We start from the raw sequence: 24,416 nt of genomic DNA, 5'->3' as shown, positions 1-24,416 counted from the left end.
AGCCAAATTAATTAATTAATTGAAACAGAGAAAGGGCAACACCTTAAATAAGGGGAGAAAAAACAGGTACACTTTGTAAATATTTCTAAGATATTTAATAAATGTATAAACAACTTAAAGAGAATATCAAAAAGTTGTAATAAAAAGTTTCTATTTTAAGAATTTAAGATGCTGTCCTTTCTCTGAATCAATTAATAATTATGGGTTTACAAATAAAAAAACAACCCTTTTTATTTAACAAGAGTTGTTTTTTGCTGCTTCATCGTACATTATACATTTTTTAAAAAATGTCTTTTAGGAAAAGATTAATTTATAATTATCCTTTACTTAACGAATTATAAAAGTTAAAATTATAATTAGTTAATTACTATGGTTCAAAGAAAGAGGTTTATATTTATGCCATCATATTATGCAGAACATATTCTAAAATTAAAACAGCCAAGATTAAAAGCGCCATTAACCGGAACTGAAATTGACACGATTGTTAAAAGTTTTAAGCATTTAGTATGTAAAATTAAAAAAGATGCGGTTATTATAAAACATGAAAAATTTGGATATGAACTCTTTCGCAGTAAAGCTGACAACAAATATTGATCATATGCCATTACTTTTACTGAACCAATTGACCCTTTAAAGCCAATTTATAAACATCATTGAATTGGCAATGCTTTTATTGGCTATGGTTATGATACTTTAGCAGAGACAATTGCTCGCACTTTTAAAATGATGGAACAAGGTCCAACCTCGCAAACAAATTTCCGTGATTATTTAGATAGTTGAGATGAAGGAAAAGAACGTATTTTTTTAACATGAGAAGAAAAGGAATGAAGTTTTGAAAAATACTTACAATTTCAACGTTGATATAAAAAAAATAAGATTAAAATCATGGTAAAACAAATTGGTGTTAAAGATGCGGAAGATTATAATCAAGAAAATAATCAAGAAAATAAACGTACCGGATTATCGGTTTTATTAGGAAAAATGCAAGATCCACCAAAACGTCCACGGGCAATGGCGGTGGCCATGCGAGAAACAGCAACAACAAAAAAACAGTGAGATGATCCTAAAACAAAAAGGTATCTTGTCGGCTTTATGTATGTTAATTAATAGAGAAAGAAAACAAGCATATGGAGTATCGTGAAATTAATTCAACACAAAATGAACACGTTAAATTATTGGCAAAGTTAAAAGAAAGAAAATACCGTAAAGAGTTAAATTTAGCATTAATTGAGGGTTGAAATATTATTGAAGAAGCTTTACAACAAGAATTACTAGTTGAGATTTTAACAACTGCACCAAATAAATTAAAATTAAAAAATGTTTCTAATGTTTTAATAACGATTTGTTCAGAACCTATTTTAGCAAAATTAAGTCAAAGCAAAAATAGTCAAAATATTATTGGTGTTATTGATTTAAATAAGATAAATAGCAAGAATAATTTCGGGGCTAATCAAAATATTTTATTATTAGAAAATATTCAAGATCCAGGAAATTTAGGGACATTAATTAGAACCGGTTTGGGTTTTAATTTTACTAATATTATTTTATATAATCATACTGTTGATATTTTTAATGATAAAGTATTGCGGGCTAGTCAAGGTGCAATTTTTGGGACTATTATTAAAGAACTTAATTTGGAAGAAATTAAGGCTTTACAAGCAAGGCAATATAAACTTATTACAACCACTTTAAAACAAAAGAGCATTTTTTTACAAGAATGTCAGTTTAATAAAACAGAAAAATATATTTTAGCGTTAGGAAACGAAGGACATGGCCTTTCTGTTGAGTTACAAAAAATTAGTGATTATAATGTTCAAGTCAAAATTAGTCCAAAGTTAGAATCATTAAATGTCGCACAAGCAGGCACAATTTTAATGTATGAAATCAATCGTCAATTGGAGGGGCAATAATGTTTAAATTTAAAAATGCTAATTATCTTACCTCGGCAGTAAACAAAGCCGGTTGAATCAATGATGATTTATTTGAAATTGCCTTTTTAGGTAAAAGTAATGTTGGAAAATCAAGTTTTTTAAATATGTTAACAAATCAACGTCAATTAGCGAAAGTTTCACAAACACCAGGAAAAACAAGAATGTTAAATTTTTTTTCAATTAATAATAATCAATTTCGAATTGTTGATGCCCCAGGTTATGGTTTTGCAAGAGTAAATGATAATCATAAAGTTGCTTTTGCAAAAATGATGGAAGAATATTTAACTCAACGAGATAATTTAAAATTTGTTTGTTTATTAGTTGATTTACGGCATTCACCAACCCAAGATGATTATGAGATGTATCAATATTTAAAACATTTTAAAATTCTAACAATTGTTATTGGGACAAAATTAGATAAATTAAAAAAGAATGATATTCAAAAACAAGAAAAAATTATTAAAACAAAATTAAATTTTACCGATAGTGATTATTTTATTAAAACATCAGGCAGTAAAAAAATTGGGCGTGATGAATGCTGAATATTATTTGCAAAATTATTAGGATTTAATGTATAATTTAAAACAGAGTTTATTTTAAGAACGAAAGGAAAAACAATGAAAAATACTATTAAAATAGTGAAATATCAAAATGAAATTGATAAGTTATCAAAAATTGATGTATCAGTTTTAGAGGGCCATTGATCTTATTCTGAACAAGCTATTATTGGTGCTTTTGAATCATCTGATCGTAAAATTAGGGCCGGAATTATTAATACGTTATTGAATGGTTTTTTAGGAGGCCTATTTATTTCGGTTGGATATATTGCTGCATTGTATGCTATTCAAGGAATTACAACAACTGGGATTAAACAAGTAATTTTTTGGATTGTTTTTCCTGTTGGCTTATTGTTGGTAACATTTTTAGGTGGTGGAATTTATACTTCGCATTGTGTTGGATTTATTAATGCGGCAACCGGACACGCAAATCCATGATTGTTTGTTCGTAATTTATTATTAATTTTTTTATCTAATTTTATTGGTTGTTTGTTCGCAGCAGTTATTATTTATTATGCTGCTGTTTATGGTCATCAAACAACAACTGATTTAAACAGTTTTGCTGGTCAAACGATGAACATGATTCAACATAAGGTTGGTTCGATTGGAGAGGCTTTAGCCCATGGTCACGCAGTGACTAGTAGCGATATGGGAATAACTTTTTTAAATAGTCTTATGTCAGGGATTTTTTGTAATATTTTAGTTGCTGCAACATTATATGTTACATATGTTACTTATTCTTCAAAAAGTCCAACTGCTTCAATTTTATGTATCTTTTTTGTTCTATTAGCATTTTGTATTTCTGGTTATCAACACGTTGTTGCTAATTCATTTATTTTCTGAATAAATGTCTTAATGTTAGGAACCCCAATGTTTGGGACGGAAGTTTTACCAGGTTCGTCAGTTGGTTATTTTGCAGGATTTAATTTATTACCGGCTTTTATTGGTAACTTTTTTGGGGGAGCAGTTATTATTCCGATGGTGGCATACTTTATTGCACATAAAAAGGTTGCTGCAACAGCTGTTAATTTAAAAAAATAAAATTATGGAAGTAAAATTAAAATATTACAATTAAAAGATGGTTTTGCAGAAATCATTGATAATAATTTTGTCTTGGATCAAGATAAATTTAGTAAAGCAATTAATAATGTCCAATTGCCAGTAAAAAAACAGTGATTTATTAAAAAAGAAAAAATTAAGTCATTTATTGTTTTTTAAGATAAAAAGAACTATTTAATATAGTTCTTTTTTTGCTAATTTGTGAATTAACAAAATAAAAATTAAATTTGGTAAATTTTGGAATATTAATAGTATAATATTATTGATTGGGTATTTTGAGAATAATAACATTAAAAATTGCAGGATAAAACTATTTTATTTTTCTAAAAATATATTTAATCAAGAGTTTAGTAGTTAAAAATAAAAAACAATAGGAGGATATTATGAATAAAACATGATTTCCAGAGCGAGAAGGTTTTCATACAGGTAAGTTAACCGATGAAGTAGATACACGATTATTTATTCAAATGAACTATAAACCTTATATTGGAACAGATGATTTTCTTGCTGGGCCAACGGTGGCAACAGAAAAATTATGAGCAAAAGTAATGGATTTAACAAAGCAAGAACGCGAAAATGGTGGAGTGTTAGATGCTGATGAAGACTTGCCAGCAAGTATTACTTCACATGAGCCGGGGTACATTGATCAAAAATTAGAAAAGGTAATAGGGGTTCAAACTGAAAAACCATTTAAAAGAGCAATGATGCCAAACTGAGGAGTTCGAATGGTTGAAGCAGCTAATGAATCTTATGGGTTTAAAGTTTCGCCACGGGTAGTTGAAATTTTTACAAAATATCGTAAATCACATAATCAAGGTGTTTTTGATGCTTATACTGATGATATGCGAGCATGTCGTAAATCACATATTATTACTGGACTACCTGATGATGCATATGGGTGCGGTCGAATTATTGTTGATTATCGCCGTTTAGCTTTATATGGAGCTGATTTTTTAATTGTCCAAAAAGAGGATGATAAAAAATACCTTGATAGTAATGACTGATGAAGTGATTAGATTACGAGAAGAAATTTCAGAACAAATTAGTGCTTTAAAAGAAATTAAAAAAATGGCAGCATCTTATGGTTTTGATGTTTCAAAACCAGTGAAAGATGCAAAAGAAGCATTTCAATGGACATATTTAGCTTATTTAGCAGCTATTAAAGAAAACAATGGAGCTGCCATGAGTTACGGACGGACAAGTAGTTTTTTAGATGTTTATATTGAACGTGATTTTCAAAAAGGAATTTTAACCGAAGAAGAAGCACAAGAATTAGGTGATCATATGATTATGAAATTAAGAATTGTTAAATTTATGCGATCACCAGAATATAATCAATTATTTTCTGGTGATCCAATTTGAGCAACAGAATCAATTGGGGGAATGGGGCTAGATGGTCGTACATTAGTAACAAAAACAGCATTTCGTTATATCCATACTTTAACTAATATGGGACCTTCACCAGAACCAAATTTAACAATTTTATGATCACAAAATTTACCAGAAGGTTTTAAAGCCTTCTGTGCAAAATATTCAATTTTATATTCATCAAATGCAATATGAAAATGATGACTTGATGCGTGTTACACACGGCGATGATTATGCAATTGCTTGTTGTGTTTCACCAATTAAAGTCGGAAAACAAATGCAATTCTTTGGTGCTCGTTGTAATTTAGTAAAAACATTATTATATGCTATTAATGGTGGAATTGATGAGGTACATAAAAATCAAGTATCACCACCACGTTATGAACCATGTCATGGCGATGAAAAAACACCATTAAATTTATGAAGAAGTTTGAAGCAAATTTGTTCAAATGGCAAAATGATTAGCTTGTGTTTATGCGAATGCATTAAATATTATTCATTATATGCATGATAAATATTTTTATGAAAGAAGTCAGTTATGTTTTATGGACACAGATACTCATCGTTTCTTTGCCACCGGGATTGCTGGTTTATCAGTTGTAACTGATGCTTTATCAGCAATTAAATATGCTAAAGTTTATCCAATTCGTGATGAAAACGGAATTGTTGTTGATTATCGTACCGAAGGAGAATTTCCAACTTATGGAAACAACGATGATCGAGCTGATGATATTGCAATTTTAGTTGTAAAAACATTTATGAATGAAATTCGTCGTCAACATCATTATCGTAATTCTGAACCAACAATGTCAGTGTTAACAATTACATCAAATGTTGTGTATGGAAAAGCCACTGGAAATTCGCCAGACGGACGAAAAGCAGGGGTACCATTTTCTCTGGGAGCTAACCCAATGAGTGGTCGTGATAAAACGGGAGCTGTTAATTCATTAGCTTCTGTTTCAAAAATTCCATTTAAACATGCGGCAGATGGAATCTCAAATACATTTACAATCATTCCAAACGCATTAGGAAAAGACCAAGATTTGGTAATTCATGGTGACTTAGAAATTGATGATTTAAAGAAAAAATAACAATAATTTAATAAAAATAAAAAATAAGACTTTTAAAAAATTGTTAAGATTCTTAAATTAGCATATAATTAAATAAATAAGGTGTGAATTAAATGAGTAGTTTTTCGTTATCAAAAGAAAGAGGACTTTGACAAAAGATTTTTAAAAAAATTCCGTTGTTTTATCATAGTATTTTTATTATGATTGGTGTAATCACAGGGCTTTTATTTCAACTGCTATATATTAAACGCTGAGATTTTCCATATTTTTTTATTTTTGTTATTGCAATTTTAATAATTTATTGCGTATTATTTTTATTATTTGGACCAATTATTAAGCAAAACTGATTTTGAAAGAAGAATTTAAATGAAAAATAAAAATATTTCTATTAAAACAATTGCAGAGGAATGTGACGTTGGGGTTGGAACGGTGTCTCGTTATTTTAATGGTGGTTATGTTAGCCAAGAAAAGCGAGTTTTAATTCAAAAAGTTGTTGAAAAATATAATTTTCAGCCAGATTTTGCTGCACACTCAATTAAAAAGAAAATTTTGGAAGTATATATTTTAATTCCAGATTTAACAAGTAGTAATACTTTTATTGTTAAATCAATTTTAAAACAAATTAATGATAGCTTTTCAAAAATAGTACCATTTGTAGTCGAAACAACTTATAATGAAGAACGATATTTATTACATTTACAGGAAATAGTTCGTCGTAATCCAGCAGCTTTAGTTTTATTTACAATTAGTAATGATCAAAATATTCGCACTTTTTTAAAAACAATTACAATTCCAATTATTGTCTATGGTCGACAATGAGGGAATACAGTTTTTATTAATAATGATAATGAAATGATGTATTCATTATTAGAAAAAATGGCAGCAAATGGTGAATTTAATAATCATCATAAAATTCTTTATATTGGAGAGAATCCCGTGACTAATTTACCAACTGGATTTGCTCGTTATTATACTGTCACAAACTGATTTCAAATGCATAATTATTATTTTGATAGCTATTTTTTTAATAAAAATCAGGAAGGTGTTATTTATGATCTTATTAAAACAATTGACTTAAAGCAGAAAATTATCATTTGTGGGACGCATACTTGTTATAAAATTGCTCTTGCGTTTTTAATGAAACAAAATATTACAAATAGTTTGGTAACTGATATTTCTAATATGAGTGATTTTTTTCTTCCAGTTTTGCAAAAACAATATTGTATTGCAATTAATTATGAGTAATTAGCAACTAAAATTGTTTTTAGGCTAAAACAAATTTTGGATGGAAATAGTAACGATAATGAACAAACAATTGAATTTTTAAATTATGAAATTAAAACTTTTTTAAAATAAATTTATATTTTAAAAAAATGTGTATTATAATCTTAATGGAAAAAATTCCATATCAAAATGTGAAAAATGCCAAAAAAACATATCTTACTGAAATAGAAGCATTAATTCCGTTATTAGGAGGAATTGATAATATTATTTCATATACACATTGTGTGTCTAGGCTTAGATTAGTGTTAAAAGACAATGATAAAGCCGATTCAAAAGGAATTGAGGAATTAGCAAATGTTAAAGGAACAGTCCAGCCAATTGGACAGTATCACGTTGTAATTGGAGCAGATGTTAATAATTATTTTCTTGAATTTCAAAAGTATTTGAAGTCTAAATCAGAAAACTTTAATACAGAACAAGCAAATTCTTCTTCAAAGAAGAAAACAAAATGATATCAACGCTTATTACAACATTTTTCTGAAATTTTTATTCCTTTAATTCCAGCGTTAGTTGCTGGTGGTTTAATTTTAGGGTTCCGAAATATTTTAGAAGCTAATTGAAGCGGACCGGGGACTTCATTAGTTAGTATTTCTGTTTTTGCAAAAGGGTTAAATGAATTTTTATGAATTCCAGCCCAAGCAGTTTTTTGATACATCCCCGCGACAATCTGTTGATCAATTTTTAATAAAATGAGTGGTTCACCAGTAATTGGAATCATTATTGGTTTAACGTTATTATTACCACCACTAGTTGACATTTATTCAGTTGCTGGTGAAGCTGGTAATTCATTGTGAATCTTTAATGTAGCGCCAACATTTGATTTTGGGGCTTGAAAGTTTCCTTGAAAAGTTTAGTATACTGGTCAGGTGATTCCCGCCATTGGAGTATCCTTCTTTGGTGTTTATTTAGAAAAAGGTTTAAACCGGATTATTCCGGCGGTTTTGAAACAAATTTTTGTGCCTTTAATAACTATTTTGTTATCGTTTACCATTGGATTATGTTTAATTGGTCCGGTTGGCTATATTATTGGAAGTGCAATCTAAATTGGGTTAATCTGGACATTAATTAATCCAATTGCCAAATATTTCTTTGATCCCATACTGGTATTGTTATATGCCCCAATTGTTATTACTGGGATTCATACAATGTTTAATGCTGTAATGATTAAAAATACTGCTCAAATTGGTGGATCATTTATTTTTCCAATCTTATGTATGTCAAATATTGCGCAAGGAAGTGCAACTTTAATGTTCACTATTAATAATCGGAAAGATCCAAAAATTAAGGAAGTTGGAATTTCTGCAACAACTTCTGCTTGGTTAGGAGTAACAGAACCAGCAATGTATGGAATTAACTTACGTTTCTTTTATCCGTTTTTAGGCTCAATTATTGGTTCAGCTAGTGGTGCCTTATTATTAATGGTTGCTGGTGTAACTTCGAACGGAATTGGGAATGGAGCATGATTAGGTGTTTTATCAATTCAGCCTTTTAGTCAAGTTAATGGTGTTAAGACATTTATTTTAACAGGATTTACGTGATTTATTATTGGTGGTTTATTAACAATGAGTGTAAGTATGACGCTAAATTGGTTTTTAGAAAAAGTTCCGCGTTTTGCAAAATTACGAAATGAATTATTAAGCATTAAAGGAAAAAGTTTACTTAATTGGTCGTATAAATTATTTTGGGGTCTTAAATTAATATCTTAGAAATTGTGGAATAATATACCACTTACTTATTTAGATTGTATTACTTTTAATTTTATTGTCAATATATTTTTCTATTTTTTTAAATTTTTCCACAACAAAAATACATTTTTATTAAAATTATTTAATTTCTTAGATAAAACTAATAAAAATATAAATTTTTTTGTAAATAATAATTTACAAAATTATTAACTGAATAATTAAATTTATTTTCTTCTAATGATTTATTACTATTAAATAAATCAATTTTATTTTTTAATCCCATCATACTAGCATTTAATTTATTTCTAATAGTTTTTTCACTATAAATGGCTTTTTAATCATAGTGCCTTTTCAATAATGAGAAATGTCACCTTCCATATGACAACCAATATTATTTCATAATGTTTGATTTTCAATTCCTTCTTTATTATTTTTAATTAATCTAATAGTTTTATTTAAAAAATCTAATTTAGCATCACTTATAAAAGATTTACTATCTTCTAAACACTGTAATAATTCTTCATATTTAGCATTAAAAAAATAATCCACTGCTTTATGATATGTTTCTCTATTTTCCTTATTTTTATTTTGATATGGATATAATTTTTTAAATCTACTTGTAAGATGAAATTTATCTATTGTATAGTGAATTTTATTTTTAGGAAAATATTGATGCATAAAAATTTTAGTATTTTTAATTCAAGGAGCACCATCACCTAAAATCATAATTTCAATATTAGGTATCATATTGAAATGAGTTTCAATTAAAGAAAATAATTTTATAAGAACTGGTTTTAAATTTGCTTCTTTTTTAAGATAATCTGGAATATTATCCATTTCAAAAACACCTAATTTATTTGCGATTACAGGCCTTTTTACAGTATATTTTTTTTCATCATATCCAGTGTGTACAGTAGATACTATCGTGTGTTTTTTATCTTTTTTCTTCCTTGTTTTGTTGCATCTAACATTTTCAAATAAGTACCATCCATTTGAATATATAAAGTATGTGGAATATCTATTTTTTATCAGTTTTATTAAGATAATATTCTTTATCAATTTTTGCATTTTTCATAATATTAGATATTGTCATTAAACTAATTTTTATATTTTCCATAGTATCTAAAATATCTTTATATCTTTTTTTCTCGATAATAAATGATAATATTTTTTCTTTAACAGTATTATCTATTCTTTGTCATTTTTCAATTCCTAAAATTTTATCCAAAGGAAAAATATATTCTTCTTTACCTGTTTCTGAATTAATTTTATAATATCTTCTTCTCTTAAAAGTTATTTTTCCATTTAAAATTACTAATGTTCTTTCAATTTTATCTTTTACTTTATAATTTTTAAATTCTTTTAAAGTTTCATCAATTTTATAATTTTTAAAAATTCATTCATCATAATCTTCTAAACTTTGTTGAATAATTTCAATACTCTGTATATATAATAAATTAATAAAATTCTTAAAAAAATTATTATCAACATTTATCATTTTCTTACCCTCTTTCTTAGTTTACGACTTTATCACAAAAATAATAAAAATGCAAAAAAAGGATAGTAATTTTTATTTAGTATGTTATAATTTAAATGTATTTAATAAATTAATTAACTGAAAGTAAAGCAATTTACTTTTTTTTATTTTGATGTAAAATATAGATAATAAAAAAAGAACCGTGTCAAGTTCTCCTGTACATGTTTTTCTCTACTTATATTTAACCATATAAAAGGAGTAAAAATGAAATAATTTAATCCAAATAAAGCAAGTTTGGCAACTTTTTATCGTAAAATAGAGCAATTTTGAGAAAATAAATCATCTAATAAACCATATACTTTGAATGATTTAACCAATGAATTCAACCTTTCTCGCAAGTGAAGATATGATACTTATGCGAGCGAGAAGATAGTTCCTTTACTTGAACGACAAGTTGATAGAATCGAAAGTGAAATAATTAATTTTATGATGAAATCACATGATGGTGCTAAATTATATTGACAACGAGCATTTAATTATAAATATTCACTGCAAGAAAAAGAACTTGAAAAAGAATTAAACTTAAATAATCAGCAACCAATAATAGTTAATTTACAAACTGATATTAGAGATATTAAAAAAGAAAGTGATAATAATGCTTAATCATTTTACTTATTTGTTAGAAACTCCTTATTGGTTATTACAAAATAGTAATGTTGGTAATAAATATCCATTTGCTAAAAAATATGAGTTAGTTAATGAAATTAATCAAATTGGAACACAATATAGTGGTAAAAATATTTCAAATATTAAAATGTTTGGTGAATTATTAAAAATTAGTTTATTAATTAAAGAACCAATTTGTATTATTGCTAGTATGTATTGAAGTAAAGATTTAAAAGATAGTGTCTTTCAAAACACATGAAATATGTTAGATGAAAATCATATTTCTTATACTATTAATTTATCTAATTTTACTTTTACTTTATCAAATGGTAGCAAAATATATTGTAAAGGTTTACATTCACCTAGCATGAAAGAAAAATTAAAAGCTTTTGCTGATTTAAATAAATATAAATTAGTTATTGATTGAAGAGAAGAATGTGATCAATTTCAACAAAAAGATTTAAGTGATTTAGAATTTGCTATTCGTGGTTATCAAAATAAAATAACAATTAATACATGTAATCCTGAAAGTTTAAAAAGATATATTGTTGGTTATTGTAATGAATTAATGCCTTTTGATGAAGAAATAATGCGTAGTAAATATGAACAAATTAAGTATATTGAAAAATGAAATATGAAGATTATTATTCATTATTCTGGTTGAAGACTTAATTATGAATTACCACAAGATAAAGTTAATGAACAATTAAGATTAGAACAATTAGATATTGAACGAGCAAGAGTGTGGAGTTGGGGTTTACCAGGTAATACTAGTGGGTCAATCTTTGCAAGATATATTGATATTATGCAAGCAACCGATATTATTCAACCAACTAAATTATTAGGTGGTGTTGACTTAGAAAACTCTACTAGTCCAAAAGGGCATACAACAGCCGCTAGTTTTTGATTGTATAATTCATTTGATAAAAAAGCATATAAAGTTGCTGAATATACACACTCAAATGCTACTCAACAATTTAAAGGACCATTAGAACAAATAAAAGATATTTTAGAGTTTTACAACAATCAATTAAATAAATATTTTAATTTAATACAGCAAGGTATATCAATCAATGTTGATGATGGTGCTTATGCAACATTAGAAAGTTTAAACCGAGAAAAATATAATTATTCTTTTGGTCAATATATGACATTTAAACCAGCACAAAAGCAGAAATTTAAAATAAGACATCGTGTAGAAGCATTTACAATATTAATAAATACCAATCAATTAAAATGATTATGAGAAAAATGCCCTGTAAGTAAAACTCAATATGAATTAATTCAATGAGAAGATAAACTAGATGCCAGAGAAGAAAGAATGTTAGATTTATATGATGATACATTTGATAGTGATTTTTATGCATTACACTTTGAATTAATACCAATGGTTAAACATAATATTTCAGCAGATTATAAATTATGACAACAAAGGGAGTGAATAAATTAATGAAAAAAGATATTTATGTAATCCATGACGAGCGTGTAATAAATGCAAAAAGACCATATATGTCGGTTTGTGGACAAGTTAAAAAAAGACTTTGTCAAGAATTAAATAAAGATAATATCGCAATGTGTAAATTAAATTTATATAACGAATATATTAAGAAATATCAAAAAATTAAAGTATGTGTACAAGTTTTAGCAAATGAACCAAATTTATTAACAGTAAATATAATTAATTATGCACTTATCTTAAATTTAAAGGAGCAAAATAACCATGAATAATGCTTTTCCTAGTTTACCAAACTTAAATGATATTAATAGTGTTTTAAAATTTTATAATTATGATTGAACAATTAATTTAGCAAATATTATTGCTCGCCATCAAATGCGATTAATAAATGGTAAAGATATTTTATTTAAGTCTCATCGTAAAGACATTTTAGAAAAATTAAATTGATGATATGAAACTTATAAAATAAAAGAAAAATTAGATAAAAATGAATTAACAGCAAGTTTAATGGGTAAAACTATCTTTGGTTTATTAGAAACTAGTGATGGAAATATTGATTTATGAATTAACCCTTTTAACTTTACATCTCGTGTAAGTAAAATAAATGAAATAGAACAAGGTGCTGATACTGATATTTGATTAAATTATCATCAATCAGATAGTGGTTTTATTTTAAATTTAATTTGTACCAAAGATAAAATAGTTATTAAAGGTTGACCTAAAAATAATGAAGTAGTTGTTGGGCAAAGTAAAACACAAATTAAAGATGATGTTAGACCCGTTTTGGTACAAGAATTTAAAAATAAATTAGGCATAGTCCCTTTTTGAGAAATAATAAATGAACCTAATCCTTTATTTTTATCAACATCAACCACTTTAAATCAATGACCAACTATGGCAAATTGTTATAAATTACAATTTGATTTAGAAGATAGTTTTAATATTAAATCAAAAGAACGATGAGCAAACCGTACACATTGATATGGTCAATTAGATGATAGTTTACTTGCTGCTTACAATAAAGGCAATAAAAAAGTATTACAAGATGCTTTTGATGATATTTTTATTCAATCAGGTCAATCAGCTGTAGATGGTCAATTATCCCAATCTTTACAAGTAGTACAAGGGACACCAACCTTAGAAACATATACTGAAGACCAAAAAGCAATTATTGAACAAGTATATATAGCATGTCATTTTTCTAGTCCTTTTGGTGATAAATCAGATAATGACCAAAATAAAACACAGTCATTATTAACTAAAACAAAAGATTTAGAAAAACAAGCATATTTACAAGCATATCGTAAACAATATTATACTAAGATGTTTGATACTGTTTTAAAATATTATGGTTTATGAGATGGCACTAGTGAACGCCCTTATGGATTTGATTTTGTTAGTGCTAGTTTAGTAGACCAAATGCGACAAAATGAATTAATTACTGCTAGATTAGATAATGGTACAATGGAGCCAATAAGAGCAATTGCTGAATATGATAATATTAATGAATTAGAAGCAGCAAAATATTTAGAAAAAATAGAAGCATGACAAGATAAAATGCAAACTAAAGAAATCGAACATAATAATAAATTACTAGAATATGATGAAACTGGTAATAATCAAAATGCTGTACAAGGTAGAACAGAAATAAATGAGAATTAAAAAATGAGTAGAATTAACCCAGGGGTTATAGAAGAATTAAGAAGACAAGCCCACGATACTTTAATAGATATTAGAGAAAACATACGAGATAATAGACATTGAATGGTATTTACTTTTAATGTTTATAGTTCATATATACCTGATACTGAAACGGGATGAAAACCTAATAATGCAAAGCCTAGTGATTATGGTAGTTATTCACGCATATTTGATAATATGGAAAGTACTATTGCTCAATGACAAAATAGTTTAAAAATAGTACAAAAATATAAAGGTGAAGAAATTAATATCTTAACAGTTGATGATTTTAGTAAACAACCAGTTAACTCAACTATATGAGCTAATAATGAAGCACCTTTTGCGATAAAATTAAAAGATGAAAATAATAATGTTTATTGAAAATTAATTGATGGTGAAAATATTCATAATATTAATAGAATGCTAGCATACTTAAAGCAATATAAATTAAGTTATTTTATGAATAATGATAATAAAGCCGATAATTTTTATACAAAAGAAGTCAAAGTTGGTAAATATTGAGATGCTTATATGATTGATGATAGAAGTTCAATTCAATTTGGAGAAGCCAAATTTGAACAAGTATTTACTCAGCAATCAACTGAAAGACAATATACTTTATTAATTTTAGATGAAGATGCTGATAAATTAAATATTAATGATTATTATAATTTTTATACTGTATTTAATGATCGTGGATTAAATATTGGTGGTGGTGATATTAATTCTGCCTCCCAAGATAGATAATGATTATATCCCTCTAATGTTATTAATTATTATTCACCTTATGATGGTAGTTTCTTATGACAAGAAATTACCTTTTCAAGTATTAATGACAAAATTAGTCATAGTGGTTTATCGGTAAGACAATTTATTCAAACCAGTGCTCCAGGAGAGGGTTGTTGTTTTCCTAAAATAACTTATGATGAAAAACTAAATAAAGGTATTGTTGAATTAGATGATATTTTACTAAAAGACCCAAGGGTTAGAGCAATGGCAGTTAAATTTTATGGTAATCCTATCTTTTTTGATATTCCAGTTATTGGCCGACCAATTATTAAAGGTAAATTTAATAAAAAAGTAATGAATTCAAGAGATTTATTAATGTATAATATGTTTCCTACACCACCAGACAAAATAAATACTTATGCATAACCTGAGTTAAGTTGATATAATATTCAAGGTATTCAACCAACAATGATAACTGGTTATGAAGATTGAAAAAAAGATATGGAAAGTAGATATGATTTTTGAAAACAAAAAAATAGTGAAGGTATTGTTATAACCGATCCTAGTACTACATCAGCAACCAATTCTACTGTTGGTAGAAATATTCATAAAGAAGATAAAGATTCTAAGTTTTATTGATCTAAAGATTGAAAAATAACACCACCAGCAAAAATAAAAACAAGCGGTGGGACAGTTGATAATATAATTAGTACACAAGCATCATCTTATTTTAGGAGAAAAGATGAATTTGGTAATACAGTTGGTAGTGTTCAAATTGAGTATAATAAAATGGGTGCATGTAATGTTTGAGATATTTTAAATATGAATAATTTTATTAATCACCAAACTACTGTATTACCTTTAAACTATACGCAAAAATTAGTTTTTAATCCCTTTACGATACCAGGTGGGGTTGGTAAATTCCTAAATTTTATTTCATTTGGTATTCCATGAGGTTGAGTAATTAATCAAAATGAAAAAACTTGACCTAATTTTCAATGACTTAATGGCTTTATGAGGCTAATATTTATAGTTTTTATAATGATGCATTTTGGTCTGAAAACTCAAAAGGTAAAGGTTATTTACCATTTGAAATATTTAGAGAACAAGGTAAGGATAAAGTTGGTGCTATTTTTGGTGCAAATGCTACTAGTTTAGGTTTTACTACTTTATTAACTGATAAATTAAAAGGTACTATTTTAATTAAGGATGGTAAACCAACTAGAAGAATTAGTTTATTAAACTCATAATTTAAAACAATTAAGTTTTAAAACTAACCGAGTTTATTTAATTAATGAACAAACAAAAGCAGTATATGCACAAACACCAGTTAGTGATAGTGAAAAAGATAATGATTGCGAATTCTTACAAACACCTGATGGAACAAATTGTAGTTATATAATTGATATGTTTTCAATCCAAGCATTATATAAAGGTAATTTTGAAATTATCTTTTATGCTGATAACCCATATACAAATAATGAAGAAGATTACTTACGCTTATCAGTATGAAGTTTTCGTGGTAAAACAAAAAGCGTATTAAATAATTATTTACGCGATATGACAACTAATTATAAAACTAGTTTCTTATTACCACATGATTATGAAATACCAACATTTAATTATCCACAGTATGTATTACCACCAGTTCCGTATAATTATAAACCATATACCAAATATATTATGCCTTCTGATGTAGTACTACCATTAAAAACTAAAATTACAGCACCAGCACAATGTAAGAAAAAAAATAATCCTAGAAGTTCTATTAATTTATTTTCTGATAAATTTTATAATGCTTATTATGAAATTGAGATTGATTTAAAACAAATTGACCCAACAATTCAAAGTATAAGTAAATTCCAAGATGCTTATAAAACTATTGAAATAAGTAATATAGGTAATTTACAAGTTGAATGTGGGCCACCAAATATAGAAAATTTTATTCCCAATCTAAATGTTGATTTATTAGAGGGTGACGAAGGATGTACAGAAAATTTTGGTTCATTATCAGATTTAATTTTACAAGAGAGCGGTCGTTCACAAACTGATAAAGTTAATTTTCCAAATACTTTTCCAATAGATACGAAAAAAATAACTAATACTATTCAGACTATTGATACTTTTAAAACTAATGGTTTACCAAGCGGAGACTATCAAAATACTTATGTTAATAGTAAAAAAAATATAAATATTAACTTTTTACTTCAAATAACAAAATTATCTGATACTGATAAAGATAAAATTAAAGAAATATATTTACAAGCATATTATACTAATGATGTAAAATTAAAAATTATATTTACAAAAGTAATGTTTGCTATTTTATCAGCAACACCATCAAAACTTTGAATTAAATGATATTTTGGTAATGATAAAGAAATTGTAATAAATGTTTCTAATCCAAATGTATTAGGAATTAGAAATAAAAGCGATAATCCAGTTAAAATTACAATAAAACCAAGGTAAAAAAACAAAAAAGAGATATAAATCTTTTTCTCTATTTTTACTTAACTTTTATATTACCATTTTCGTCAATATTTAATAAATCAGATATATTAGTATCTAAATTTCAACGATAAACAGATTTAAAATATGTACCATCATCTTTATTTCAATCATAACTTACAAATAAATTTTTATAAATAAATAAATCACCACCAAAATGTGATGTTTTAAGTTCATATTTATCATAATTATCTAAAACTTTTTCTTTTTGTTCAAAATGTTTAAATTTAATAATTCTTCAATTATCATTTTTATCACCACGCCATACTACATAATATCATTTATCATCAATATTCTTAAATGGTTTTTCTTGTGGTGTTATTCATTCTAAGTTGTCTCTAATTTGTTGATTTGTTGTATTTATTTTGTTTTCTTCTTTTAATTTTGCTAATTGTTCTTTGGTATATTCTTGTGGTGTATTACAAGCAACTAAACTTGTTGTACTTGTTCCAATTAAAGCGATTGTTCCTAAAATACTTAATAATTTTTTATGCATTATTTATTTCGCATACAGAAGAATTCAAACTAATAATTCCTGAAATAATTTTACCCAAAAGAGGCAATAAATTTGCGGCAGATGACATTTTTGAAAATAAACTTTTACATTTTTTTTCATTATTTAAGTTTAAAATTGAATTATTTAAATTATTAATATCTGATTTTAAATTTTGAACTGTATTATTTAATTCCTCTATTTTTCATTGATGCTCTATCAATCTTATAATTTGACTAAGATCTCTTATATATCCTTTGATTATTTCTTTTTCTACATTTTTAGCATTTCATTTTTGATTAGATACATATTCTTTTAAACTAGTTATTTTTTTTGGTAAATTCATATTATAGTCTTTTATATGATTTAATCATTCTATAACTAAAGGGTCATTATTTAATTTATCTGATAATTCTTTAAGCTTAATTTCAGTATTAAATGTTATATTATTTTTTATAGGTCCCCGAGAATAATAATCATCACCATTTTTAACTTTAATATTTACAGAAAAACTTTCAGAAAAATGAGAATAATCAGATTTTTTAACTATTTCTATTTTAGAAATATCTAAACCAGGTTTTTTTTCTTTAATTGCATTTAAAATTGTTTCATCGTTATAATCTTTTATTACATTTAAATTAAATATTTTTAAATCATTTTCTAATCTAGAAATATATTTATTATTTTGTGTGCTTCAATCGTCTCTTATATTAACTGATATCAAATGTGATCTAGGATCACAAGTAGAAATTGAAGCATTACAAGTTGAACCAGAACCCACTATTCTTATATGATGTTTTTTTGTCACTTTTCTGTCATTCATCATTTAAAACATTAAAAGAAAAAATTATTGTATCAACAAGACCATAGCTCGAAATCCCATCGTTTTTAAGGTTAAATTTTTTAAGTTTATCACTAATTAAATTAGATAAAACTTGTTTACCATAAGTAGAATGGTAATTTATTCCGAGATTATTATTCATTATAATAGATAATTTCTTCTCAAAGTTCTGGAGAAATAGAACAATAATGTCTAGTACCATTCGAAAAAGATCATCCCGTTTCACAATCACTGCCAACATCTCGTTTGCTTCTTTTTAAATTTTCTAATTATTATTTGTTAGTTGATAATTAATATCATTATTTAACTTTTCTTCTTTTTGATAAGGACTAGCAGCGATTGTTGTTGGCACAGCAGTTCCACTAATAGTTAACACACTTAATAAACTAAGTAATTTTTTCATACTTGTTTTCTCCTTTTCTAATCTTGAAACTTTTTATCAAGATCTAACTTCATTATATATATACATACAAGCAAAATTATCACTTATTTTAATAATTTTATCTTTAAAAATAACTCTTATTACGCGTTTTAAGGGGTAAATTAGGAATGGAATACATTAAGTTTATTTATTTTTTTATTGTATTGATAAAATAGTATAATATTATTATTTCAGTTAAATAAAAAAGAGAATGACCCGACATCATTTTTACTAGCATTATATATTAATAAATAATTATTTCAATTTCATTATAACACTTTTTATCTTATAAGTTTAGTATTTATATATAAAATATATTGTATTAATAAACTATTGGTGTATAATCAAGTCATAGGTTTAATCTTTTTCCGTAAAAAGAGTTTATGCTGACTTGTTAATCGAACAAGGATAAAAAAAGAGGAATTTATAAAATGGCACTTACAAAAGAACAATTAATCGAACAAGGTTTAAGTGAAGAAATTGCAGAAAATATCTTAAATCAGTTTAATAATGAAGCAAAGCAAATTAGAGCAAGTGTGCAAAAACGCGAAGATGTTATATCAAAAGAAGACTTTATTAAATTATCTAATGAATTAAAAGCATTTAAAGATATTCCATCTACTAAAATTGAAGATATTAAAACTAATTTAGATAAAGTTAGTGGTAATTCTTTAACTGAAAAAATGCAAACTTTAAAAGAATTAAAACCTGATTTGTTTGTACAAGAACAACTATCAGTTTCACCAACTAATTTTATTAAATATATGATTGAAAAATATACTGAAAATAAAAATGATGAAATTGAAACTATTAAAGAAAAAGGAGCCTATACTCCAGAAGATATTAAAAAATTAACTGATTATACACTTAAAAACCTTAGATAATAAGGGAGTGAAATTATGGCAACAATTAATTTGCCACAAGTATCTTTTACCTTACAAGGTAATACAACAGGTCAAAAAGCCTATGTTGATATGGTTAATGCTTTATTGCGTGGACCTTTATATAATGAATATGCAAGTATTATGCAGTATGCAACAGCAACCGCAGAACAAGTAGTGTGATTATCAAATGCTGGTCAAGCATTATATAATTTAACTCATCGTGTGGTATGACAAAATGATTATTCATTACCAAATGGCGGGATAACTCAAACGATGGGATTAACAAGAATTCCAGTTCCTATTGATAAAAGATTTAATTTAAAATTAATGAATGAAGCTTTTGACTTAGCATTAATAGAACAAAATATTAAAAATGGCGTTATTGCTGATGCTATTTCTAGTGTTGTCCAGAATAAATTTGTTAATTTAGAATGTGAATTAATTCAGGCTATTTATGATTATTGTTTAGCAGATGGTCAATATGAAGTAATTCAATTTCGTAGTTATACAGCCGAAAATGCAGATGATGCAAATAAAGCATTCTTTACATTAAATGAAACTTTAATTGAATTAACAAATCAAATTAGTAATTTATATTTTGGATTGCCAACCGATAAAATGTTTATGGTTTTAGGGCGAAGAGCCTATTTAGGATTAACACCTGCTTATTTAAAAGTAATTGGTTCACAAGCTCAATTAAAAGCAATGGTTAATGGTGAATTATATGAAAATACTGCAATGGGTATTCCAGTATCAAAAAGTTTTCATTTAGAAAAAACATATACAAAAGGACAAGTTAACCGTGATAAGGTTATAATTTTACTAATGTAAATGGCTTAATATTAATAAACAAGTATGAGCTTATCCAATTAATATGGATACTATTCAACAAGTTTTAGATAATGATACTGCTAACCCTAAATGAATTGGTAAAGTGCAATATGCAACACCAACTATTTTATATCCTAAAACATGTAAAAATTATTTAGAAAAAGAACCAACACAAGATGAAATTAATACTGCTAAAAGTAATCTAAATAAAACATTTAGAGTACCAGTTGATTATGAAATTCAATCATCAAATAAAATTGATTCTTCTAAAATTGATATTAGTAAAATTAATAAATTAGATCAGCCAATCGTTAATTTACCAGACCGAAAGATGTCAGTTATTGATGATTAAAACCAAAATTACAAGATGTTGTTTTAAAATCGGTAAAAGCAGTAAATAGTTCTTTAACTGAAAATGATTTTGATTACTATCCTTAAACCTAAAGGTGAAAACTGACCAATTGATATTACAAATGATAAAATTATTGAAGTTGTAATTGAAGGTAAAAACAAAGCAACTGGTAAAACAAACCCGATTTATGTAATAATTAAAAATTCTTAATAAACAATGAATTTACTAATATTACGAGTTTTAACTTTATTAGCAGAGAACTTAGGTAATAATGCAGTAATAAATAAATTTGTAAATTTAATTAATAAAGTTAATAAATTTGATTCATATTATGCTAATCCATTACAAAAAATTACAAATAAGATTGAAGATATTTATAAATGATTAGATCCGTTTACTTATGTAGATTTAATTAAAAAAGGATATCAAAAAGAAATTCAACAAACATTAAGTAAATTATAAAAAGATAATAATATTAAAAATAGAGAAAAATTTAAAAATGAAAATTATCTAAATACTAATTGACAACCTTTAAATAGTAGTTGACTTGATAGTGGAATGTTTAATATTACAAATAAATTAACTTTAACAGGTAATTTAACTATTTTAATATATACAAAAACAGCAAAACATCCTAAGTTTTATGGGCCTTATGTTTATCCTGGTGTTCCAGTTGAAGTTTGAAAATTATTAAGTAATGCAGTATCTAATGCTGGAACATTGTTTTGGCGTTATTGATTAAGAAAATGATTACCTAGTCATTTAAGAAATTATATTAAAAAAAGATTACCATAGACTGCACCCATTTTAGTAAGTACTAATAAAAAGTATTTACTATTTTTTTATTATATCTTTTTCTTTACGATTTGAATATCATGTATTTCATTTTATAACATCTTGTATATATTCTTCATGTGAATTATATATTTTATTATGGATTGTAGCTTTCTTAAGTATGTTAATGCTGAACCAATACTTTTAGCAGGATAAGTATTTTTACCCGTAAAAGGTCAATAAGTTTTAATTTCTTCTGTTTCTTTACATAAAGTTAATTCCATTTCAAAATATGGGGTATCATTAATTATTTTTAAAGTATCTTTTACATAACTTCAAATATATGTAATATGATGTTTTTTAAATTCTTTTTTAACTAATTCTAATACTTGTGCTTCACCAAAATAGTTATACATTACTCTACCATTCATTTGCGTTGTTTGATTTTTTCTAAATATAATGATAAATCGTGTTGTATTTCACCAATACTTGCTATTAATGTTTTTTTAGTTTTTTGTGGCATTTTCTCATTCCTCTCTTTCTTGTCATATTAAAATGGCTTCTTTAATTTGTTTTAAATTTTGTTTAGTAATATTAACTTTCTCTTTAATTACTATTTTTAATTTTGGATTAATAATTATCATTAATATTTTTTTATTATCTATACAAAAATCTTTTTCTAATAAATAATAAAGTTTTAATTGTCAAATATAGCGTTTAATATCAGTTTCTTCATTAGAACTAGTAATTTTTCAATCACATATTATATATTCATTATCAATAGTTATTCCAATAAAATCAGTTGTACCACACATTAAAGGGTTATAAAGTGTTTTTTCAGTTTCATAATGTTTAAATTTAATATCTTTAAAAGTTTCTTGATATAGTTTTGTAAAATTTTTAAATAATTCACGATGTGATTTTATTTCACAATCAATAAAGTCAATTAATTCATCATCAAAATTATTTTTTAATCAAACATCAATCATATTATGTAAACATATTCCGCGAGTTTGTGCTAATTTTAAAATATTACTATCAATATATGATAAATTTTTTGGCACTAAAATATTAACAATTTGACTTACACTAGGGATTAAAATACTATATTTATGTAATTTATCATTAAAAATATATAAAGGTTTAATCTCATTTAATTGCATCATTATCACCAAATAATTCTTTAATACTTTCTGAATTATAATTTATTTGTTTTTCTGCAATAATTTCATTTGATTTTTCAGATATATCTCTTTTTAATTCATTATTTGTATGTAAAAATTCATAATTAGATACTTGAACTATTCACTGTATTTTATTATCCTTATCTTTAAAAGATTGTAAAATACCAGTAATTGCAATTTGACTACCTTTTTGACAATATTTTTGTAAAGTAATTGCTTGTTTATTTCAAACTTGACAAGGTATAAAATCAGTTTCTTTCTGAGTTGAATAAGGTATTATTACTGCTAATTGAAAGATGCTATATTCTTTACCATTTTGTGTTTTTTTAATTTCAATATCTTTAGTTGTTCTACCAATTCCAATAAATTTATTCATTATTATATTCCTCTAATTCCATTTCTTCAATTAAATTATCAATATATTCATAAGCACTTTCTTCTGAATGACATTCTTCTAATGCTAAATTAAATAAATCTTCTTCAGTATAAACATAACCATTTTCATCTTTTCACATAATTATTTATCTCCTTTTCATGTAATATTGTTATCTTCTAAATCAATAATAGTTGTTAATCACTCTTGTTGATTTTCAACATTAGCGGTAATTTTTGCTTCTTCTAATGTATAAAAGAATTCTGTTTTTAAATCACCGTATTTACTTTTTATTATTAATAAATATTTTTTATTCATAATTTAATTTCTCCTAATTTTGTTTTCCTAATGCTCAATGTTCATCTGTCATATCTTCAAATGAAACTGGATAACTTTTAAGCATTAATTTTTGTAATTTATTTTCTATATTGCATTTAAAGAAATAACCTCAGTATTTTTGTTTAAGACAAATTTTATTTAACTTTTTCATATAAACCTCCTAAATTATTCCTTTAATTTTTTTATCAATTTGTAATATTTTTCATCCATCTGATGCTAAATCTAAAATATCGTTAATTTTGTAATGTTGCATATAAGAAACAATAACATCTCAATTATTTTTAAATAAATTTAAGTACATTTTTGCTCATTCTAAACATTGCAAATCATAATGCTTTTTATGATGTTTAATACTACAATCAACAGGTTGACAATTAACTCAATCAAATGATGTTGTTATTTCATTTCAAGTTTTATTAATATATTTACTTTTATATTCTGTCATTATAATTCC

Annotated in this window: 36 protein-coding genes and 1 pseudogene; 24 read left to right on the top strand and 13 right to left on the bottom strand. The window is 25.6% G+C overall.

Annotated elements, in window-relative coordinates:
* Nucleotides 1-396: 396 nt before the first annotated feature.
* The 10 genes and pseudogenes from NL276_RS03555 (at nt 397) to NL276_RS03500 (ending at nt 8,975) form a co-directional block, all read left to right on the top strand.
* Nucleotides 397-1,107 (top strand): hypothetical protein, encoded by a 711-nt coding sequence (locus tag NL276_RS03555; RefSeq protein ID WP_253301208.1) that lies wholly within the window; start codon nt 397-399, stop codon nt 1,105-1,107.
* Between the two features lie 20 nt (nt 1,108-1,127).
* On the top strand, nt 1,128-1,910 hold the full coding sequence (locus NL276_RS03550; RefSeq protein WP_253301207.1) for a TrmH family RNA methyltransferase: 783 nt from the start codon (nt 1,128-1,130) through the stop codon (nt 1,908-1,910).
* Complete coding sequence (gene yihA, locus NL276_RS03545; protein WP_253301206.1) at nt 1,910-2,509, top strand: ribosome biogenesis GTP-binding protein YihA/YsxC; 600 nt, start codon at nt 1,910-1,912, stop codon at nt 2,507-2,509. Before NL276_RS03550 ends, yihA begins: the two co-directional genes overlap by 1 nt.
* Before the next feature lie 39 nt (nt 2,510-2,548).
* A complete protein-coding gene (locus tag NL276_RS03540; protein WP_253301205.1) occupies nt 2,549-3,529 on the top strand; it encodes a formate/nitrite transporter family protein in 981 nt (326 codons plus the stop codon).
* 401 nt (nt 3,530-3,930) lie between these two features.
* Nucleotides 3,931-6,006, top strand: a pseudogene (gene pflB / locus NL276_RS05220) (formate C-acetyltransferase).
* A 92-nt stretch (nt 6,007-6,098) separates the two neighbouring features.
* Nucleotides 6,099-6,362 carry a TIGR04570 family membrane protein gene (locus tag NL276_RS03520; RefSeq protein ID WP_253301202.1) on the top strand — a complete coding sequence of 88 codons (264 nt, stop codon included), beginning with the start codon at nt 6,099-6,101 and terminating at the stop codon, nt 6,360-6,362.
* Nucleotides 6,352-7,230, top strand: coding sequence for a LacI family DNA-binding transcriptional regulator (locus NL276_RS03515; protein WP_253301201.1), 879 nt, complete (start codon nt 6,352-6,354; stop codon nt 7,228-7,230). The genes NL276_RS03520 and NL276_RS03515 overlap by 11 nt, the downstream gene beginning before the upstream one ends.
* Before the next feature lie 146 nt (nt 7,231-7,376).
* Nucleotides 7,377-8,123 (top strand): PTS transporter subunit EIIB, encoded by a 747-nt coding sequence (locus tag NL276_RS03510; protein ID WP_253301200.1) that lies wholly within the window; start codon nt 7,377-7,379, stop codon nt 8,121-8,123.
* Between the two features lie 12 nt (nt 8,124-8,135).
* Nucleotides 8,136-8,312, top strand: a complete 177-nt coding sequence (locus NL276_RS03505) for a hypothetical protein (RefSeq protein WP_253301199.1) — start codon at nt 8,136-8,138, stop codon at nt 8,310-8,312.
* A gap of 63 nt (nt 8,313-8,375) precedes the next feature.
* Nucleotides 8,376-8,975 (top strand): PTS transporter subunit EIIC, encoded by a 600-nt coding sequence (locus NL276_RS03500; protein ID WP_253301198.1) that lies wholly within the window; start codon nt 8,376-8,378, stop codon nt 8,973-8,975.
* A 139-nt stretch (nt 8,976-9,114) separates the two neighbouring features.
* On the opposite strand, the gene NL276_RS04975 is transcribed toward NL276_RS03500, so the two are convergent.
* The 3 genes from NL276_RS04975 to NL276_RS03490 all read right to left on the bottom strand — a co-directional run bounded on the left by NL276_RS04975 (nt 9,115) and on the right by NL276_RS03490 (nt 10,452).
* A complete protein-coding gene (locus tag NL276_RS04975) occupies nt 9,115-9,240 on the bottom strand; it encodes a hypothetical protein (protein ID WP_256468761.1) in 126 nt (41 codons plus the stop codon).
* An 8-nt stretch (nt 9,241-9,248) separates the two neighbouring features.
* Nucleotides 9,249-9,791: a UPF0236 family transposase-like protein gene (locus NL276_RS03495; RefSeq protein ID WP_253301197.1), complete on the bottom strand. Its 543-nt coding sequence runs from the start codon at nt 9,789-9,791 to the stop codon at nt 9,249-9,251.
* A 181-nt stretch (nt 9,792-9,972) separates the two neighbouring features.
* Entirely contained in the window at nt 9,973-10,452 is a 480-nt protein-coding gene (locus NL276_RS03490) for a UPF0236 family transposase-like protein (protein WP_253301196.1), read from the bottom strand.
* A 273-nt stretch (nt 10,453-10,725) separates the two neighbouring features.
* Here NL276_RS03490 and NL276_RS03485 point away from each other — a divergent pair, with 273 nt between their 5' ends.
* The 8 genes from NL276_RS03485 to NL276_RS03450 all read left to right on the top strand — a co-directional run bounded on the left by NL276_RS03485 (nt 10,726) and on the right by NL276_RS03450 (nt 17,431).
* Entirely contained in the window at nt 10,726-11,094 is a 369-nt protein-coding gene (locus NL276_RS03485; RefSeq protein WP_253301195.1) for a hypothetical protein, read from the top strand.
* Nucleotides 11,087-12,547, top strand: coding sequence for a PBSX family phage terminase large subunit (locus tag NL276_RS03480; RefSeq protein WP_253301194.1), 1,461 nt, complete (start codon nt 11,087-11,089; stop codon nt 12,545-12,547). Before NL276_RS03485 ends, NL276_RS03480 begins: the two co-directional genes overlap by 8 nt.
* Complete coding sequence (locus tag NL276_RS03475; protein WP_253301030.1) at nt 12,547-12,825, top strand: hypothetical protein; 279 nt, start codon at nt 12,547-12,549, stop codon at nt 12,823-12,825. The genes NL276_RS03480 and NL276_RS03475 overlap by 1 nt, the downstream gene beginning before the upstream one ends.
* Nucleotides 12,818-14,215 carry a hypothetical protein gene (locus NL276_RS03470; RefSeq protein ID WP_253301193.1) on the top strand — a complete coding sequence of 466 codons (1,398 nt, stop codon included), beginning with the start codon at nt 12,818-12,820 and terminating at the stop codon, nt 14,213-14,215. The genes NL276_RS03475 and NL276_RS03470 overlap by 8 nt, the downstream gene beginning before the upstream one ends.
* Before the next feature lie 3 nt (nt 14,216-14,218).
* Nucleotides 14,219-14,980: a hypothetical protein gene (locus tag NL276_RS03465; RefSeq protein WP_253301192.1), complete on the top strand. Its 762-nt coding sequence runs from the start codon at nt 14,219-14,221 to the stop codon at nt 14,978-14,980.
* Between the two features lie 246 nt (nt 14,981-15,226).
* Nucleotides 15,227-15,388, top strand: coding sequence for a hypothetical protein (locus NL276_RS03460; RefSeq protein WP_253301191.1), 162 nt, complete (start codon nt 15,227-15,229; stop codon nt 15,386-15,388).
* Nucleotides 15,389-15,430: 42 nt separating this feature from the next.
* A complete protein-coding gene (locus tag NL276_RS03455) occupies nt 15,431-16,120 on the top strand; it encodes a hypothetical protein (protein WP_253301190.1) in 690 nt (229 codons plus the stop codon).
* A gap of 249 nt (nt 16,121-16,369) precedes the next feature.
* Entirely contained in the window at nt 16,370-17,431 is a 1,062-nt protein-coding gene (locus NL276_RS03450) for a hypothetical protein (RefSeq protein WP_253301189.1), read from the top strand.
* A 37-nt stretch (nt 17,432-17,468) separates the two neighbouring features.
* Here NL276_RS03450 and NL276_RS03445 read toward each other — a convergent pair whose 3' ends face one another.
* From NL276_RS03445 to NL276_RS03435, 3 genes are all read right to left on the bottom strand, one after another.
* On the bottom strand, nt 17,469-17,966 hold the full coding sequence (locus NL276_RS03445; protein ID WP_253301188.1) for a lipoprotein: 498 nt from the start codon (nt 17,964-17,966) through the stop codon (nt 17,469-17,471).
* Nucleotides 17,959-18,786, bottom strand: a complete 828-nt coding sequence (locus NL276_RS03440) for a hypothetical protein (protein WP_253301187.1) — start codon at nt 18,784-18,786, stop codon at nt 17,959-17,961. The genes NL276_RS03445 and NL276_RS03440 overlap by 8 nt, the downstream gene beginning before the upstream one ends.
* Before the next feature lie 283 nt (nt 18,787-19,069).
* On the bottom strand, nt 19,070-19,207 hold the full coding sequence (locus NL276_RS03435; RefSeq protein WP_253301186.1) for a hypothetical protein: 138 nt from the start codon (nt 19,205-19,207) through the stop codon (nt 19,070-19,072).
* Nucleotides 19,208-19,656: 449 nt separating this feature from the next.
* Between NL276_RS03435 and NL276_RS03430 the strand changes: the two genes are divergently transcribed.
* The 6 genes from NL276_RS03430 to NL276_RS03405 all read left to right on the top strand — a co-directional run bounded on the left by NL276_RS03430 (nt 19,657) and on the right by NL276_RS03405 (nt 22,087).
* Complete coding sequence (locus tag NL276_RS03430; RefSeq protein WP_253301185.1) at nt 19,657-20,109, top strand: hypothetical protein; 453 nt, start codon at nt 19,657-19,659, stop codon at nt 20,107-20,109.
* A gap of 15 nt (nt 20,110-20,124) precedes the next feature.
* On the top strand, nt 20,125-20,940 hold the full coding sequence (locus tag NL276_RS03425; RefSeq protein ID WP_253301184.1) for a hypothetical protein: 816 nt from the start codon (nt 20,125-20,127) through the stop codon (nt 20,938-20,940).
* A gap of 43 nt (nt 20,941-20,983) precedes the next feature.
* Nucleotides 20,984-21,292, top strand: a complete 309-nt coding sequence (locus tag NL276_RS03420) for a hypothetical protein (protein ID WP_253301183.1) — start codon at nt 20,984-20,986, stop codon at nt 21,290-21,292.
* 63 nt (nt 21,293-21,355) lie between these two features.
* On the top strand, nt 21,356-21,502 hold the full coding sequence (locus tag NL276_RS03415; RefSeq protein WP_253301182.1) for a hypothetical protein: 147 nt from the start codon (nt 21,356-21,358) through the stop codon (nt 21,500-21,502).
* A 6-nt stretch (nt 21,503-21,508) separates the two neighbouring features.
* Nucleotides 21,509-21,754, top strand: coding sequence for a hypothetical protein (locus NL276_RS03410; protein ID WP_253301181.1), 246 nt, complete (start codon nt 21,509-21,511; stop codon nt 21,752-21,754).
* A 96-nt stretch (nt 21,755-21,850) separates the two neighbouring features.
* Nucleotides 21,851-22,087: a hypothetical protein gene (locus NL276_RS03405; protein ID WP_253301180.1), complete on the top strand. Its 237-nt coding sequence runs from the start codon at nt 21,851-21,853 to the stop codon at nt 22,085-22,087.
* A 92-nt stretch (nt 22,088-22,179) separates the two neighbouring features.
* Here the strand turns inward: NL276_RS03405 and NL276_RS03400 are convergent, their stop codons facing one another.
* The 7 genes from NL276_RS03400 to NL276_RS03370 form a co-directional block, all read right to left on the bottom strand.
* A complete protein-coding gene (locus NL276_RS03400; protein WP_253301179.1) occupies nt 22,180-22,497 on the bottom strand; it encodes an ERF family protein in 318 nt (105 codons plus the stop codon).
* Nucleotides 22,498-22,572: 75 nt separating this feature from the next.
* A complete protein-coding gene (locus NL276_RS03395) occupies nt 22,573-23,229 on the bottom strand; it encodes a hypothetical protein (RefSeq protein ID WP_253301178.1) in 657 nt (218 codons plus the stop codon).
* Nucleotides 23,210-23,626 carry a single-stranded DNA-binding protein gene (locus NL276_RS03390; protein WP_253301177.1) on the bottom strand — a complete coding sequence of 139 codons (417 nt, stop codon included), beginning with the start codon at nt 23,624-23,626 and terminating at the stop codon, nt 23,210-23,212. The genes NL276_RS03395 and NL276_RS03390 overlap by 20 nt, the downstream gene beginning before the upstream one ends.
* On the bottom strand, nt 23,619-23,765 hold the full coding sequence (locus NL276_RS03385) for a hypothetical protein (RefSeq protein ID WP_253301176.1): 147 nt from the start codon (nt 23,763-23,765) through the stop codon (nt 23,619-23,621). Before NL276_RS03385 ends, NL276_RS03390 begins: the two co-directional genes overlap by 8 nt.
* A 2-nt stretch (nt 23,766-23,767) precedes the next feature.
* Nucleotides 23,768-23,941, bottom strand: a complete 174-nt coding sequence (locus NL276_RS03380) for a hypothetical protein (RefSeq protein WP_253301175.1) — start codon at nt 23,939-23,941, stop codon at nt 23,768-23,770.
* A 13-nt stretch (nt 23,942-23,954) separates the two neighbouring features.
* A complete protein-coding gene (locus NL276_RS03375; RefSeq protein ID WP_253301174.1) occupies nt 23,955-24,113 on the bottom strand; it encodes a hypothetical protein in 159 nt (52 codons plus the stop codon).
* Nucleotides 24,114-24,122: 9 nt separating this feature from the next.
* Complete coding sequence (locus NL276_RS03370; RefSeq protein ID WP_253301173.1) at nt 24,123-24,407, bottom strand: hypothetical protein; 285 nt, start codon at nt 24,405-24,407, stop codon at nt 24,123-24,125.
* Between the last annotated feature and the right edge of the window lie 9 nt (nt 24,408-24,416).

The organism is Spiroplasma endosymbiont of Phyllotreta cruciferae (genome assembly GCF_918697755.1).
Note: the sequence above shows the minus strand (reverse complement) of the source record. Positions and strands in the feature narration are given on the sequence as shown.